The following is a 16,554-nucleotide window of genomic DNA, read 5'->3' as shown; positions in this document are numbered from 1 at the left end:
CAAAAGTAAGAGTACGGCTAACTATGACGGCTATTGCTAACGTTACTATCATTATCCCTATACTCAATGAGGCAGACAATCTGCCTTATTTGTTTGCCAATATTTATAATCTCAATCCAGCCCCGCAGCAAGTGATCTTGGTTGATGGTGGCTCAAACGATGATTCTCTTCGAATGGCTAAAGATATGGTCAAACAGTTGACGCCGAATAATCATAAAACTGATTGGCAAATTATTGAGTCTAAAGCCGGACGCGCGCGCCAAATGAATGCAGGTGCAGCGTTAGCCACCAGTGACATCTTATTATTTTTGCATGCCGATACTAAGCTACCAACTCAAGCTATATATGAGGTGATGACCGCTACAAAAAACTCAGAGTGGGGTCGTTTTGATGTCAAGTTAAATAGTCGTCAGCCGATGCTTTGGCTGGTCAGTCAAATGATGAATTGGCGCTCACGGTTCACTAGCATTGCAACTGGCGATCAAGCTATTTTCATCAAACGTACTCTGTTTGAGCAAGTCGGTGGCTATCCTAAGCAAGGCTTGATGGAAGATGTCGAGCTGTGTAAACAGCTTAAAGCAATTGCCAAACCTGCTTGTCTAAAAACTAAGGTGATAACTTCAGCAAGGCGTTGGCAGCAGCATGGTACGTGGCGGACCATTATTCTCATGTGGCAGCTGCGCTTTGATTATTGGCGCGGCATATCAGCGGATAATATTAGACAACGTTATTATAAATAATAGAAAACTTTTAATATGACTCAAAAATCACAAACTTGTATTATCCTATTCGCTAAATTTCCAGCTAAGGGTAAAGCAAAAACCCGGCTACAACCCGTGCTTGGTAGTGAAGGCGCGGCGATGATGGCACGTAAACTACTTTTACATAGCGTTGAGCAAGCGCTAGCAACGGGATTTGCGGTTGAGCTAAACGTCAGTCCGGCACCAAGCGATCCCTGTTGGCAAACGCTAGATTTACCTAAATCATTGCTGTGGTCAGCGCAAGCGGATGGTGATTTAGGTATGCGTATGCTAAGCGCCAGTCAGAATGCGCTAGATAATTTCGAACAGGTGCTTTTAATAGGCAGTGATTGTCCTGATTTAACTGCTGAGCGGATTAAAGATGCCGCGAAGCAACTTGAGCAACATGATATAACGCTGATTCCAGCCTTTGATGGCGGCTATGTTTTGCTTGGCTTTAAACAAGTAAACGCGCAGCTGTTTTCAAACATGACATGGAGCGTCAGCGATGTTGCCGAAGTAACCGAGCAGCGCATTAAAGATTTGCGCTGGTCATTAGCGCGTATGAAGCCTTTGCCTGATATCGATGAACCTAAAGATTTGCAGTATTTACCTAGAGGTTGGCTTGATGATTATAAAGCCACAGCCTACAACGACTAAAAAGCCATTAACTATTTGATGGCTTTTCCTGTTTAGAAAACCATCATAGTTAAGGCAATAACGCACTAAGCTTCGTCTTAGTCTCCTCGCTCATCGCTTCAACTGGCGTTACTAACGCTTGCGCTAAAGCCGTATGAGCAATAGAGTCGGGCTGTTCGCTGGCGAGTAAAGCCACAGCTTGTTTGACAACTTGCTGCGCGTTATCGGCATTTTTCATCAGGTTTTGGATCGCGTAATCGGCGCTGACATCTTCCTCGTTTGGGTGCCATGAGTCAAAATCTGTTACTAGCGCCAGCGTTGCGTAAGCCATGCTCGCTTCACGCGCAAGCTTAGCCTCTGGCATATTCGTCATGCCAATGATGTCGGCGTTCATTTGGCGATACCACTGCGACTCAGCGCGAGTAGAGAATTGTGGTCCTTCGATACAGACGTAAGTCGCTTTCTCATGACATTGTCCTTCATGGATACTCGCTTGAGCATACGCGCGATTGAGCACCTCACTGACAGCAGGGCACAAGGGATCTGCCATCGCTACATGCGCCACCGCGCCCTTACCAAAGTAAGTGCTAGCACGATGCTTAGTCATATCGATCATTTGATCAGGGATGACCATATCTAACGGTTTGAGGTGTTCTTGTAGTGAGCCCACTGCCGAGACTGAAATCACATAACGCACGCCTAGGGTTTTTAGTGCATAGATATTAGCGCGGTAGGGCACTTTAGAAGGGGTGAATTTATGCCCTTGACCATGGCGGGTCAAAAAAGCAACGGTTACGTCGCCCAGCTCTCCTAAGACTATATCGTCAGAAGGTTTACCGTAAGGCGTTGATATACTAACGTTGCGTTTATTAATTAAGTCTTGCATTTGATATAAGCCGCTACCGCCGATGATGGCTATGTCAGCGGATAAATGGCCGGTGTCTTCTACTAAGGTTGAAATCATATTAGTCCCAGATGGAGGAGTTAAAGAAACGAATAGTTTTGACTATTAGTAGCGTTTGTTTCTCAAAATAAAACAGCGCTTAAAATACTAAACCTAGCGTTTAGAGATAACCATTAGCTTCTCGTAACTCTTTTATACATTCCTTGAGCCAGCTCCTTAACCACCATAGTTTGACTCTGCACAAAGCCCTCATATTTCGGTAAATCATCCTCTACGTCCCTAATACGGCGATTATAAAACAAATGCATAGTCGGCTCAGGCAACGCCGCTTTATTAGGATAATTATCGGTAGGAATTAACACAAGATTACCGCCCACAGCCGTCTCTATACTTGGCTTATGACAGCGTTTGCATAATCCACGGCTGATATTCGGCGGCATCTTCCAGCTACGAAAGCGTGTTTTATCTATCTCTAATTCGCTAAGATCTGACTTAAGTAAAACCGTAACATCATTATAAGCCTTACCGGTATAATCCTGACAGATAGTACAGTGGCAGATAAAGCGCGCCATAGGAGTATGGTTAATGGTATAAGTATTGCTATAGCAGGAGCAAGAGCCTTCTTGCGGCGTGAATTCTTGGCTCATGGGTTAATCCTTTTTTATGAGTTTTTAAAGTAGGCGTTGGTATTTTTTATTGATACTAATATAGCACTACATTAATCTGCGAGTGTATGCGCTTTGAGTAGCGTTTATACAGACAATTATAAAAAAAGAGACCGTAATGGGTCTCCTTTTTGTTTCAATTTATAGCTATTTTAGCAGCCAAGCTTACCTTCAGCTTCGAGCGCTTTTTTACTACGAATAGGCGCAGGGCAATCCTCACCGTAGTACTGACGATCGGCAAAGTAGCTTGAGCGTACCATCGGGCCCGCCCAAATGCTAAAGAAACCAATCTTTTTGCCATAATCCATATAGCGCTGAAACTCATCAGGATGCACATAACGATCGACTGGTGCGTGGTTCTTACTTGGCTGCAAGTATTGACCGACGGTAATCATATCGACATCGTGCGCTTTGAGATCGTCAAGTAGCGCATAAACCTCTTCTTCGGTCTCACCAAGTCCGACCATAAAGCCGCATTTGGTGGCGATATCAGGACGACGCTCTTTATAGATCTTTAGCAAATCAAGCGAGTGTTGATAATCAGAACCAGGACGGAAAGCTTTATACAGACGCGGTACCGTTTCGATATTATGATTAAAAACGTCGGGTGCGGTTTCGGTTAATAAATCTAACGCAACATCCATACGGCCACGGAAATCAGGGACTAAGATCTCGATCAAGCAATTTGGACTCAGCGCTCGTGATTCATTGAGTACTTCTACAAAATGATTGGCACCGCCATCTTTTAGATCATCACGATCCACAGAAGTGATTACCGCATATTTAAGCTCAAGCCCTTGAATAGTCTCAGCAGTATGACGCGGCTCATCTTTATCGAGCTCGTTGGGGCGACCATGACCGACATCACAAAACGGGCAACGGCGAGTACATATATCGCCCATAATCATAAAGGTTGCGGTGCCGTCACCAAAGCACTGTGCTAAGTTTGGGCAAGCGGCTTCTTCGCAAACGGTGTAGAGCTTTTGCTCACGCAGCTTGGCTTTGATGCGAGCTACCTCGGCAGGGGAGGACATTTTTACTCGAATCCAATCTGGCTTTTTTTTGGCCTCGACGGTTGGGATAACTTTAATTGGGATACGAGCAACTTTATCGTAGCCGCGTAGCTTTTCGCCTTGAATGGCTTTTTTGGGTTTTACTCTTGGTGCAGGAACATGGGTTTGTACGGCAATAGTCATAATCAACTTATCTCTTAACCCTTTATACCTTTAAGTCTTTAATAATGAATAAGTCTTTAAAAATAAGGGTTTTAGTCATGATTAGAAGGGTTTGGCAATGGCATAATTATAGCAGAGATTTGCTTGGGTTTTTATATAATGTTCCAAGCAAAGACAAGGCTTGTGAAAGAGCTATTTCTCTAAATTAATGCCCATCTCATTAAATACTTCGATAGCAGCGCGAAACGCTTCTTGGGTGGCAGGCGCGCCGCAGTAGGGTAGGCTGTGCATCAGCACTTCGCGAATCTCAAGGGGACTTGCACCGTTATTAATAGCGCCGCGTATATGACCTTTTAGCTCGGTCGGACTCTTTTGTGCAACCAAAAAACCTAAGGTAATTAAAGAGCGATACTTACGCGGTAAGACGTTGTCATCTTGCCATGTCGTGCCCCAAGCGTGCTCAATGATCCAGTCTTGCAAGGGCTGAGTAAAGGCCGTGGCGGCATCGAGAGAACGCTTAACGTGCGCCTCGCCCATGACCTCAGTACGCACCTTTAGACCCTTTTCATAGTTTGAAAGGTCATCATTATTATTGCTCATCTTATTATCCTTAATTTTTAAAATTCAATCAGACTCGTTCATTGAGTCAACTTTGATAATATTCAACGTAAAACAATGAGTTCTCATAATTATTGAACATATATGTCTGGTATTTACTCTAATAGCGACTACTATTTTTATAATAAATATTGAATATGGCTTGATTCTACGCCTTTTGCAGCCTAAGCCATTAACTTTTTGAGCGTTTTAAGCTATCATTGCAGCACAAAAATTTCAATGACCACATTCCCTTAATTATTTCCTATAGTGCATCTACGCCGGCAGTCATTCTGACTACTCACGCAATGTGCTAGCCCAACTACGAGGACAATTATTGTGTTAGAAGCTTATCGTAAACATGTCGAAGAACGTGCTGAGCTAGGAACTGTACCGCTTCCACTAAATGAAAAGCAGGTAGCAGAATTGGTTGAACTATTAAAAAACCCACCAGCGGGTGAAGATGAGTTCTTGATGAATCTGCTAGAAAACCGCATTCCAGCGGGTGTGGATCAAGCCGCTTATGTAAAAGCTGCTTTTTTAGCCGCTATTGTAAAAGGTGAAGCGAGCTCACCACTTATCGACAAGAAAAAAGCAGTAGAAATCTTAGGTACCATGCAAGGTGGCTATAACGTACAGCCATTAGTTGCTGCATTAGACGACTCTGATGTCGCACAAGACGCAGCGGAAGCATTGAAAAAGACTTTGCTAGTATTTGACGCGTTTAACGACGTCACTGAAAAAGCCGAAGCGGGCAACAACATTGCCAAAGAAGTCATCCAATCTTGGGCCGATGCTGAATGGTTCACAGGCCGTCCAGAAGTACCACAGAAATCGACTTACACGACGTTTAAAGTCACCGGCGAGACCAACACGGATGATTTGTCACCTGCACAAGATGCGTGGAGCCGTCCTGATATTCCATTGCACTCGCTAGCTATGCACAAAAACTCTCGTGACGGTATCACTGCTGACGATGAGGGCGTTGTTGGCCCAATGAAGCAGATCGAAGAATTGAAAGAAAAAGGCCATCCACTTGCGTACGTTGGTGACGTCGTCGGTACCGGCTCAAGCCGTAAGTCTGCGACCAACTCAGTGCTATGGCTGATGGGCGAAGACATCCCGAACGTACCCAACAAACGCGGCGGCGGTCTGGTGCTCGGTAACAATATCGCACCGATCTTCTTTAATACTATGGAAGACTCAGGCGCCTTGCCAATTGAAAAAGTCGCGGTTGATAACCTAAACATGGGCGATGTGTTTGACATCTATCCACATGACGGCAAAATCACTAAGCATGACTCAGAGGAAGTCATCTCTGAATTCAAACTAAACTCACCAACATTGCTTGATGAAGTTCGCGCTGGTGGCCGTATTCCATTAATTGTAGGTCGTGGTTTGACTAACCGTGCGCGTGAGTACATGGGTCTTGGTCATTCAGACGTATTTGCTAAGCCAGAAGAGCCAGCTGATACGGGTAAAGGCTTTACCCTTGCACAAAAAATGGTCGGTAAAGCTTGTGGCCTAGAAGGCGTACGCCCAGGCATGTACTGTGAACCGAAGATGACTACCGTTGGCTCTCAGGACACCACAGGTCCAATGACCCGTGATGAGCTAAAAGACTTGGCATGTTTAGGCTTCCAAGCGGATCTCGTCATGCAGTCATTCTGTCATACCGCTGCTTATCCAAAGCCAGTTGACGTTGAGACTCAGCACACACTACCTGACTTTATCATGAACCGTGGCGGCGTCAGCTTACGTCCAGGTGATGGTATCATTCACAGCTGGCTCAACCGTATGCTACTTCCAGATACCGTTGGTACGGGCGGTGACTCGCACACGCGTTTCCCAATGGGTATCTCGTTCCCAGCCGGTTCTGGTCTGGTAGCCTTTGCTGCCGCGACTGGTGTTATGCCACTTGATATGCCGGAATCTGTCCGTGTGCGCTTCGTTGGTGAGCGTCAGCCTGGTATCACCTTGCGTGACTTAGTCCATGCCATTCCTTATCAAGCGATCAAAGAAGGCTACTTGACGGTCGATAAAAAAGGCAAAATCAACGAGTTCAACGGCCGTATCCTTGAGATCGAAGGTCTAGAAGACCTAACGGCTGAGCAAGCGTTTGAGCTATCTGATGCCTCAGCTGAGCGCAGTGCAGCGGGCTGTACCATCACGCTATCTGAAGAGTCGGTAACTGAGTATCTAAACTCAAACATCACCCTTCTTAAGTGGATGATTTCTGAAGGCTATGGCGACGCGCGTACCATCAGCCGCCGTATCGAGCAGATGCAAGACTGGTTAGCTAACCCAAGCCTGATGCGTGCTGACGAAGACGCTGAATATACTATCGATATGACCATCGATATGAGCGAGATCAAAGAGCCAATCCTATGCTGCCCGAACGATCCAGACGATGCCAAAACTTTGGCTGACGTCGCAGGCGATACCATTGATGAAGTATTCATTGGTTCATGTATGACCAACATCGGTCACTTCCGTGCTGCAGGTAAACTCTTGCAGGACGTACCAGCAGGTAGCCTGAAGACGCGTCTATGGATCGCGCCGCCAACTAAGATGGATGCGCGCCAGTTGATGGAAGAAGGTTATTACAACATCTACGCGCAAGCCGGCGCTCGTACTGAGATGCCAGGCTGCTCACTATGTATGGGTAACCAAGCACGTATCGCACCGAAGTCTACTGCGGTATCGACGTCGACTCGTAACTTCCCGAACCGTCTCGGTCAAGGCGCGAACGTTTATCTCGCGTCAGCTGAGCTTGCTGCGGTCGCCGCAGTACTGGGTAAACTGCCAACCAACGACGAGTATCAGCAGTATGCTGGCATGCTTAACAGCATGGGTGATGAAGTGTATCAATACATGAACTTCGATCGTATGGAAGAGTATACCGAAGAAGCGGATAAGATTAATGTTGCTCAGTTGACTTAATCTTTATAATGAAGCGTTTTTAAGTTTTACCGCTTTTATATAAATAGAACCCCGTATCACAATGATGCGGGGTTTTTCGTTTTAAGTACAGTGGCTGATTTTCTACGCTACATTAGGTATAATATAGAAGCAGGCGGAAACCGTGGCTCTGCACTTTTTTTTACTTTTCATATCTCGGGACGGACCGATACTTTTTATGCACTACATGTGCTTTGGAGTCTTGGTTGATTACCTTGTCCCCCATCAAACGTCGTATCGTCTATGTGACTGTCTTTGAAATTATCGCGATTATCTCGTCCACTTATGTATTGATGAAGCTTAGCGGTAGCGATGCGGCAGAGTCTTTACCAGTCGCGGTGATGGTGTCATTGGCAGCGGTCATCTGGAACTTTCTCTACAATACGGCATTTGAAGCGTGGGAACGTCGCAAGCATGTGGCAAAGCGTACCTTATTCATCCGCAGTATGCATGCATTAGGATTTGAAGGTGGCTTGGTGTTGATTTGCTTGCCGCTGTATATGGTTTGGTATAATGTGGGCTTGATGACAGCCTTTGTGATGGAGGCGGCGTTACTGCTGTTTTTCTTGGTTTATACGTTTATCTTTACTTTGTGTTTTGACAAGATATTTACTTTACCGCATCACTATAAGAACACTGCGGCTCAATAAGTAAATATATTACTCATATTGATATAGATTTTCTATATGGACCTATCCAAAAAAGCTGCCTAATGGCAGCCTTTTTTATTACTCAAAAAAACATTGGTGTAAGTGAGTTATTTACCCTGATAAACCGGCTTGCGCTTCTCCATAAACGCCGTAATCCCTTCTTTGAAATCATCGGTTTGAGCCATCATATTTTGTTGCTCGACTTCCATCCCTAACGCTTCGTTAAGTCCTGAGAATGCATGAATATTGATCATATGCTTCATAGAGGCCAGCGCCTTACCTGGTAGTTGACTTAAGCGCGTGGCTAGGCCGCTAACCTCATTATCAAGCTCTTCGGCGCTGACGACTTTATTGACTAAGTCTAACCTTGCGACATCATCGGCTTTGAGCTTATCGCCGAGCATGACCAGCTCGGTCGTTTTGGCCGCGCCAACTAATTGATTTAATAAATAAATACCGCCTGCATCGGGTATGAGGCCGATATTGACAAAGGCTTGCACAAATTTGGCATTGTCACTTGCAATACGAAAGTCACAAGTCAGCGCTAAGTTCATACCCGCGCCAGCCACTGCGCCTTCTAATTTGGCGATGATGGGCTTATGAATATTACGCAATTTAAGGCTGACCTCAGCGACTTCGCGCAGCATAAAATCAAGCTTAGCGACTAGCGCTTCAGACTCCATACCGTTCTCTAGCATCTCGCCGATATGACCGCCGCTTGAGAAGTTACCACCGCCGCCTTGCAAGACGATAACGCGTACTTCATTATCTTTATCTGCCTGATCGAGTGCTTCCATAATGGCACCTTTCAACGGCGTACTAAAGGCATTTAGGGTTTTGGGGTCGTTCATGGTGATAGTGGCGATGTGGTTAGTTACTTGATAATCGACAAGCGCTTGTGACATAAGAATCATCCTTTTAATAGTTAGGGTTTAGAAAGCTAGCTAATAAATAGTCCAATGTTAGTTACTATAGCAGGTTAGCGGGCGCTCTAAAATCTGATTTGGTGTACCTTTGCGCCATCTTTAGTAGCAGATGCAAGCTGCTATTTACAAATATCACTACTAAATTTAGGAGTTGTAAATTATGCTAATTATACGAAGTTAGACATAATAATATGCTCGTTTAAGCATTCGTACAGATTTACATATAGATTCAATAGTCATTCACATAAACAAGGAAGAGTTATGCCAACGATTACAGTAAATAATGCCGACATTTATTATGAAGACAGCGCGCCCAATGATCATCAAAAGCCCGTAATCGTCTTCGCTCACGGCCTGCTTTGGAGCGGTAGAATGTATGACAAACAAGTTGAACATTTTAAAAAGGACTATCGCTGCATCACCTTTGATTTTCGCGGGCAAGGGCAGTCGCAGATTACCAAAGACGGCTATGATATGGATAATTTAACCAAAGACACTATCGGGTTACTTGACGCGCTAGATATCGATAAGTGTCACTTTGTTGGCTTATCTATGGGCGGGTTTGTCGCGCAGCGTATCGCGATAAACCATCCTGAGCGCTTATTGTCACTATCGTTGCTTGAGACCTCTGCAGATGCCGAAGATCCCAAAAACGTGCCTCAGTATCGTAAACTAATGAAAGCGATTCGCTGGCTTGGGATGAAGCGCGTTAGTCAAAAGGTGATGCCAATTATGTTTGGCAGCACTTTCTTGGCAGCCAAAGAGCGCAAGGCCGATCGAAAAGAATGGTTATCTATGCTGCAGAGTAATCGCAAAGGCGGCACGGTTAAGGCGACAACGGGCGTAATCGAGCGCAAAGGAGTTTATGAGCAATTAGGCAGCATCCAGACGCCAACTTTGATCATCGTCGGTGATGAAGATGCGGCGACGCCTTATGACAAGTCTGAGCGCATGCATTTTGCTATTGATGGCTCCAAGCTTGCGGTGATTAAAGGCGCAGGTCATACGTCAACTGTTGAAGAGCCTGAGCAAGTCAATAGAGTGTTAGGTGAGTTTTTGGATAGGATTGAAGGCTGGTATTAATGAGTAGAGTTTAGCCTTAAAGTCTATGTCGTATTTCATACAATAACCCCCAAAGTTGTGTCCAACTTATGGGGGTCAGTTTATCGAGAGGATAGCGGCTTCTGGGTTTTTTTATAGCGAATCTTAATGATTCTAAGCAGTTAATCGGAGCCAATTACAGTCGTGAGCTATAGTCAGTATTATCATTATTAATAGTGCCAAATACTTTGGCACGGTTGATAATCTCTGTAGCCCAAGCGCGATGCGTGGCCGGCTCTAACATAGTATTGTTGTACTTAAATACAGCTTTGGCCTCAGTATGCAGTATCGCTTGCGCCTCATCTAAAGTAGTTGCCGGTACGCAATACGCTTGTTGTACTAGCGCGATTTGACTTGGGTGAATGACAGTTTTGCCCACTAAGCCCAAGCTGACATCACGCGTTAATTCTTGCATAAATAGCGTGGGCTGATCTAAGTATTCAAAGACGGGCGCTGTGAGATAAAAGCCATGCGGCACAAAGCAGCCGAGCAGCTGATAAGCCAAAGTACCAATAGGAGTGTCATAGACAATGCTATTTTTTGGGCGGCGCAGACGTAGCGCGGCAAATAGATCATTCCCGCCAATACGCAAGGCAAAAACAGGCTGACTAAATGCTTCTTTAAAGCCAATAGCCAACTCTTGATTATGATGCGGATTAAACAGTGCGGCAGTCTCCAGAGTCGGCATCAGCAATTGGTCGGTGCTGAGGTTCTGACAAGCCATGCGCCAATTCGACAAGCTACACATATCAACTTTTGGCATGACAAAGCCATCGAGCAGCTCAATATGCTTATAATGCGCTAGTTTTTGTAGCATCATCGGATTACGCGGACGCACAAACACTAACGGCCGCGTGGGCTGCTCTTGCTTAGTGTTTTCAGGTTTTGAGGGATCATTGATACTATCAATATGCGCCGCCCAAGTGTTGAGCAGCTCCTGTAATCTCTCTAATGCTAGCTCCACATCGTCATGGCTAACTGCGTCCTCAACACAGATAATAATACTATTAATTGTCGATAATTTTTCACGCTTAATCACCTGCCAAATATCTTGCCGAGTTGCTGGCATATATAGGCTAGCGCCCAGCTGGTAGGGGTGATGAGTATGCGGCTTTAACAAAGCGTGGCGCTCTGTAATGAGATGCTCATAAGACTGGGTGGAACGATAAAGGTCTGACTCGTTATTAGAATTATCTGGCATAGTCGGTATCATAATTAGTTAAAGAGAGTATAAGAGGTAAGAGAAATCGCGCAAATACAAAGCGCTAAAGTACTGGCACATTAAGTCGGATGGGTGCGCTGTTTGATAAGGGTAATCGCTTGATAAGGTAATATTTTAGCACCTAACACACTGATTTCAATATCTCTATCATGGCATAAGTGTCGTAATAATGTGGTGTCAGGATGATCGGCAGTCGCGAGTAAGATGCGCTCAGGGTCGCGGCGTAATATCGCGCGGGTCGCCTCGGCGATAGTGGGTTTGATGCGATTACGATTGTCGATACTGTACTGTGTCGCTATTTTATCAATGATACTTTGAGTACTATATCTAGGCTGTATAAAGGTCGCTAAACGCTTAGGCGCTGTCGTTAGCTGTTGCCGTTCTGACTCAATCTGCTCAATAAAAGATAAGCTGTGATCGATAGCGATTAAGTTATCATAAAAAATAGCACGATGTAGTCCTGAGTGCGGCTCGGTATAAAGCGAGCGCGATATCAGTCCTGATACCGTACTGTTTAATAATCCAGAAGGAATCAGCCAGTCATCAAAGCTGGCCGCCAGCCAAGCGACGCCCGCCGGATCGGCAAGGGTAAGTAACGGAATAACCCCTTTGCCTTGATGAAAAATATTAGCAAAATTAGGGTGTCTGTCATCGACAAAAGGCTTAAGACTACGCGCCAACTGTTGATAGATAGCACCTTTGCCGGTCCAGCCATCGACAAAGATGATAGGGCTGCCGGGATGACTGTCTAATATAAGCTGCAACGCGACTGGGTCAAGGCCACGATCGCGAATGATACTAATACCGTAGTGTTTGGTTGGCAAGGCATAAGCGCTATTAGCATCTATTAAAGCGCGCTGCAATAATACACCAACGGGCAGTCCAGCTCTTACTAAGCTGACTACTATTAATGGGGTTTTTTCATTGACTGAAGCTTGAAAAATTTCGTGCAGGGTATACGCTAGATTTGCAATATCGCTAGCCATGCGCGCTTTGCCTTGTGCTAAAGCTTGCAGATATAGCTGCTCATGCCTAGCGCTTGGCGCTTGCTCTAAGGTGAGCATATCGGAGTAGTGACGCTGACCACTTTGAATCAGCGTTTCTTTTTCACTGACCGGCACATCCGCTACTTCCGTCTTATCTACGATATCAAGGAGCACTGTCACATCGTCAGCCAAATAGCTGCCCGAGCCAAATGTTTCTAAGTCTTTTATTATAGCTTTTGTCATTAAATGCCCTGTGGTTATTTTGATTGTTGAGGGTCGCATTGATCATGCAACTGCCCGTGATTGGGCATTCCGTACCAGTCTAGCAATTGCAAAAAAGGCAAATCGGCTAAGCTATCACCAAAGCCAAAGCTCGGCCTAGTACTCTCTAAATGCTGCTCTAATAAGAACTTTACCGCGTGATGCTTGTGTACGGCATGCGGCAGAATGGCTAAATTATTAGCGTTCACATGTAGATAAAAATGCCCATCAAAATCACGGATCAGTTTAGGCAACTGCTTTGCTAACTCTATCAAAGCTTGATGATCTTTTTGCGCATGTTTAATCGACAGATAAATGATTAGCTCTTCAGGATCAGTGCCGTTATTGAAGCTATCACTATGCGCGGTAAATTTTAGATGGCTGTTGTCGGTACTGCTGTGCTGAGTAAATAATTGGCTAAGCTGGTTCAATTTATCTTGCAACGGCGCAAGCTCGTTATGCATGTGCTGCTGCCACTGACTCTCGAGCTTGCCGTCTTCACTAACAATAATCGCCCCATGAGTTAACACCTGCCAACTGGCAAAAGGCAGTTTCACCCGTTTAATCTCCGTGCGATCACGAGCAGTGACGACGATTAATTCAGTACTCGCTAGTAACCAATTAAAAAAGCTCACTTGGCGATGGGTCATAAAGCTCAGTGGCTCGCCTTTTTTATTTACGGCAGCACACACTAAATTCTCAGCTTTGGAAGTCGGCAAATCCCAAGCGTCTATTTTGCGCTGCGTTTGAAATAGCGTGTCGTCTAGATCCATGAGCGTATAGGGCTTTATGATATGAGAACTGGCTTGGAAGAAAGGAATAGTCATCGCTCTGCTCCTACGACCAATACGTTATCCAAATCTTGCCACAGATCATCCACGCTATCGCTAGCGGTCTCCACACATAATACAATCAAGTCCCAATCATCAGGCTCGACATTATAGACAAAGTTGGTCATACCTAGGCCATAATTATCATGAAAGCTGAGCATGGTACTAATCGTACCGCCCAACGCTATTGGCGAGCGCGTCAACGCGCTAAACTTTACTGCATTGTTTGTAGCTGTGTTTTGCTCGAGCCACTCGGCTAATAAAAACGGCAACCAGACAAATTCATTACTACCTAACACTAATATTCGTTTGGGTAATCTGCCTTTTTCAGAAATAGCTTGCTCGCTAAAACTGGCAAACGCTTGCTGAAAATTCTGTAGATAATCCACAAAGCCGCCCGTACTATCGAGCGTCGGAATGCGTCCCCAATTACCGGTGTTTCCAAGAGCTTGACTGCCAGCCTCAATGGTATCCACTGATGGCATAACTATCGGCTCAGGGCTTGGTGCATCCGTCCATTGCCAAGCGCCGGACAATAGATGGTGACGATAAAACTCTACATCAGGCAGGCGGGTCGAGATGTTGTCATCAGCATCAGTTGTACTTTGATTTAATGACCAATCAACCAAAGTAGTTAGATGGACTTGCTGTAATTGCTTGAGCCCTGCGTCTCGCAAAGCCGTCACTACATTGACGCAAGTATTTCCGGTTGAGGCTTCATCATCGACCATGATTAAAGTTTTGCTAGCAAGAAGCTGTGCTTGTAAATCTTTATCGCTACTTTGATAAATTAAATGCTGGCTGGCATGACTGTGATCTTCGCTAAAGGTCGTGAATATTGCTGCGTCATTGTTTTGGTTATGCTGAGCGTGACGAGTAGAGTTTAATAATAGCGCATTTGGGTAGCGAGTTTGCAGCGCTTGGTGCACGCCTGCCGACAGTCCTACAGCAGTCTCAGCCATCCCAATCACTAAAATCGGCTCCGGTAGATTATCTGGTACTAAATTTGCCAAATCGGTAAAAGCATCACGCATGATACTAGGTGCGACAGGGATGTGGCGACCTAAAACTTTAGACACGAACAAGAACGCACGTTTGGGGTTAATACGCTGAGCAAAGCCAAGCAGGTCTTCTAGCTGGTAGGTATTATCGTTTCGGTTATTAGTCTGGTAAGTGAGGTCTAGTTTGCCTCGAGGTAGAGTGATGGTAGTACTTTGTGGCTTAGCTGACATTCATATTCCTTAACCTAGCTTCTTAAAGCGGTTTTATAGTAGAGGCTTTATCTCGTTTGTTTGAGTATTTGATTTCTTGTTTGACTGCTTGTTGAAGTGTTTTTTGACTTTGTCATTGGTGCTTACAGATGACCGTAACTTTGCTTACTAAACTGGGCTTGCGTAATAACGAGTTTGCTATTAAATTCCAATAAAAAAGTAGTTATCTGTCACTTTTATTTTTACTTTAAGCTAAAAGTATAATGGCTCAGCATTTTTATCATCATATATGAATTAGCAGTAGAATGTCATGGTGTTGATATTATTTATAATAGTAACGAAAGTGACTTGTAATTTGGTTGCGCTATAAGCATAACGGCGTATCTTCTTTACACCACTTCTTTAATTTTCGAGCCAATATTGACGCTATTATCGATACTGTCACTTTGGCTCCCTTATATAGTAGATTCTATGGAACCACCTCCAGCGCCCAATTCAGCTTCTCGGCAAAGCAAGTATTTTCAAGTGATATTAATGGGGGTGAGCGCCTTTGTCGTCAATACCACCGAGTTCGTGCCTGTGGCGCTATTGAGCGATATCGCGCGGGATTTTTCGATTACTACCGCAGAGACCGGCTGGATGTTGACGCTCTATGCTTGGGTGGTCGCTGCCATGTCACTGCCACTCATGCTACTGACCAGTCGCCTTGAGCGTAAGCGTTTGTTGCTTGCATTGTTTGCGGTGTTTATCGCCAGTCATGCGTTATCAGTCTTTGCTTGGAGCTTTAACGTACTGCTCATCAGCCGTGTGGGTATCGCGCTCTCGCATGCGATATTCTGGGCGATTACTGCGGCAATAGCTCTTCGTGTTGCGCCGCAAGGCAAAAAAGCCTTAGCACTAAGTATATTAGCGACTGGCACGTCTTTAGCGCTTGTATTAGGGGTGCCTATAGGACGTATATTGGGACAATGGTTTGGCTGGCGTACGACTTTCGCCGGTATTGGTATCATTGCTTTTATCGTCTTTATTCTACAAGCTAAACTGCTGCCAGATCTGCCTAGTATGTTCGACGGCTCCTTTAGTAAGCTGCCAGAGCTACTTAGAAACCCGCTGCTTATCTGCTTATATTTATTTTGTTTTGTCGTGTTTACCGCTGACTACGCTGCTTACTCGTATATCGAACCCTTTATGAATAAGGTCGGTACGATTAGTCAAAATCAGGTCACTTTTATACTGTTACTATTCGGCGGCGCCGGCCTAATCGGTAGTTATATCTTTAGCCGCTGGAATGAGCGTTCAACCACTCAGCTTATGCTGATATCTACCGTATTGATACTGGCCGCTATGATGCTGATGTTATGGGCGGTGAGCTCGATATGGCTACTGAGTATCGTGACGGTAGTTTGGGGCACAGCGATGATTTTATTGATGCTAACTATTCAGTCAAAAGTTATCGAGATTGATGTCAATGCGCAAGATATGGTAATGGCGATGTTCTCAGCAATTATCAATTTAGGAATCGGGATGGGCGCTTTACTCGGAGGTTACGCGGTGACTTATATCTCGCTATCGAGCGTGGGTTTCGTCGGCGCGGCGATAGCCGCCCTTGCTTTAGTAGTGATGGTGTATATGGTTAGGCGTTTTCCTGAGCTAAGTCACAATAGCTAGGAGAGTGTATTGCAAACC

General features: G+C 45.0%; 15 protein-coding genes. 6 read left to right on the top strand and 9 right to left on the bottom strand.

All coding sequences use genetic code 11. The annotated features are described in order from the left end of the window. The first annotated feature begins 23 nt into the window (after positions 1-23). Complete coding sequence (locus tag ACS8E3_RS06865) at positions 24-740, top strand: TIGR04283 family arsenosugar biosynthesis glycosyltransferase (RefSeq protein ID WP_439242592.1); 717 nt, start codon at positions 24-26, stop codon at positions 738-740. A gap of 15 nt (positions 741-755) precedes the next feature. Next, entirely contained in the window at positions 756-1,400 is a 645-nt protein-coding gene (locus tag ACS8E3_RS06860; RefSeq protein ID WP_439242590.1) for a TIGR04282 family arsenosugar biosynthesis glycosyltransferase, read from the top strand. A 49-nt stretch (positions 1,401-1,449) separates the two neighbouring features. On the opposite strand, the gene mtnP is transcribed toward ACS8E3_RS06860, so the two are convergent. The 4 genes from mtnP to ACS8E3_RS06840 form a co-directional block, all read right to left on the bottom strand. Then, positions 1,450-2,343, bottom strand: coding sequence for an S-methyl-5'-thioadenosine phosphorylase (mtnP, locus tag ACS8E3_RS06855; protein WP_439242588.1), 894 nt, complete (start codon positions 2,341-2,343; stop codon positions 1,450-1,452). Between the two features lie 113 nt (positions 2,344-2,456). Further along, on the bottom strand, positions 2,457-2,930 hold the full coding sequence (locus tag ACS8E3_RS06850; RefSeq protein ID WP_439242586.1) for a GFA family protein: 474 nt from the start codon (positions 2,928-2,930) through the stop codon (positions 2,457-2,459). 170 nt (positions 2,931-3,100) lie between these two features. Further along, positions 3,101-4,144 carry a lipoyl synthase gene (gene lipA, locus ACS8E3_RS06845; protein WP_439242584.1) on the bottom strand — a complete coding sequence of 348 codons (1,044 nt, stop codon included), beginning with the start codon at positions 4,142-4,144 and terminating at the stop codon, positions 3,101-3,103. Between the two features lie 171 nt (positions 4,145-4,315). Beyond that, positions 4,316-4,723 (bottom strand): carboxymuconolactone decarboxylase family protein, encoded by a 408-nt coding sequence (locus ACS8E3_RS06840; RefSeq protein ID WP_439242582.1) that lies wholly within the window; start codon positions 4,721-4,723, stop codon positions 4,316-4,318. Between the two features lie 336 nt (positions 4,724-5,059). Between ACS8E3_RS06840 and acnB the strand changes: the two genes are divergently transcribed. Next, positions 5,060-7,663 (top strand): bifunctional aconitate hydratase 2/2-methylisocitrate dehydratase, encoded by a 2,604-nt coding sequence (gene acnB, locus ACS8E3_RS06835; protein ID WP_439242580.1) that lies wholly within the window; start codon positions 5,060-5,062, stop codon positions 7,661-7,663. Between the two features lie 224 nt (positions 7,664-7,887). Beyond that, the gene (locus tag ACS8E3_RS06830; protein ID WP_439242578.1) at positions 7,888-8,331 is read left to right on the top strand and encodes a PACE efflux transporter; all 444 of its coding nucleotides are present in this window, start codon (positions 7,888-7,890) and stop codon (positions 8,329-8,331) included. 107 nt (positions 8,332-8,438) lie between these two features. On the opposite strand, the gene ACS8E3_RS06825 is transcribed toward ACS8E3_RS06830, so the two are convergent. Further along, positions 8,439-9,236, bottom strand: a complete 798-nt coding sequence (locus tag ACS8E3_RS06825; protein ID WP_439242576.1) for an enoyl-CoA hydratase/isomerase family protein — start codon at positions 9,234-9,236, stop codon at positions 8,439-8,441. A 282-nt stretch (positions 9,237-9,518) separates the two neighbouring features. On the opposite strand from ACS8E3_RS06825, the gene ACS8E3_RS06820 reads away from it, so the two are divergent. Further along, positions 9,519-10,340: an alpha/beta fold hydrolase gene (locus tag ACS8E3_RS06820; RefSeq protein ID WP_439242574.1), complete on the top strand. Its 822-nt coding sequence runs from the start codon at positions 9,519-9,521 to the stop codon at positions 10,338-10,340. A 154-nt stretch (positions 10,341-10,494) separates the two neighbouring features. Here ACS8E3_RS06820 and ACS8E3_RS06815 read toward each other — a convergent pair whose 3' ends face one another. From ACS8E3_RS06815 to ACS8E3_RS06800, 4 genes are all read right to left on the bottom strand, one after another. After that, the gene (locus ACS8E3_RS06815) at positions 10,495-11,559 is read right to left on the bottom strand and encodes an HpcH/HpaI aldolase/citrate lyase family protein (protein ID WP_439242572.1); all 1,065 of its coding nucleotides are present in this window, start codon (positions 11,557-11,559) and stop codon (positions 10,495-10,497) included. An 80-nt stretch (positions 11,560-11,639) separates the two neighbouring features. After that, on the bottom strand, positions 11,640-12,809 hold the full coding sequence (locus ACS8E3_RS06810; protein WP_439242570.1) for a cysteine protease StiP domain-containing protein: 1,170 nt from the start codon (positions 12,807-12,809) through the stop codon (positions 11,640-11,642). Between the two features lie 14 nt (positions 12,810-12,823). Beyond that, positions 12,824-13,654 (bottom strand): HAD hydrolase family protein, encoded by an 831-nt coding sequence (locus tag ACS8E3_RS06805; RefSeq protein ID WP_439242568.1) that lies wholly within the window; start codon positions 13,652-13,654, stop codon positions 12,824-12,826. Continuing rightward, complete coding sequence (locus tag ACS8E3_RS06800; protein ID WP_439242566.1) at positions 13,651-14,889, bottom strand: phosphoribosyltransferase domain-containing protein; 1,239 nt, start codon at positions 14,887-14,889, stop codon at positions 13,651-13,653. Before ACS8E3_RS06800 ends, ACS8E3_RS06805 begins: the two co-directional genes overlap by 4 nt. 450 nt (positions 14,890-15,339) lie before the next feature. On the opposite strand from ACS8E3_RS06800, the gene ACS8E3_RS06795 reads away from it, so the two are divergent. Continuing rightward, positions 15,340-16,536, top strand: coding sequence for a sugar transporter (locus ACS8E3_RS06795; protein ID WP_439242564.1), 1,197 nt, complete (start codon positions 15,340-15,342; stop codon positions 16,534-16,536). Positions 16,537-16,554 lie beyond the last annotated feature (18 nt).

It is taken from the genome of Psychrobacter sp. 2Y5, assembly GCF_051847375.1.
Lineage (GTDB): Bacteria > Pseudomonadota > Gammaproteobacteria > Pseudomonadales > Moraxellaceae > Psychrobacter.
This window is presented reverse-complemented; position numbering and strand designations above follow the sequence as displayed.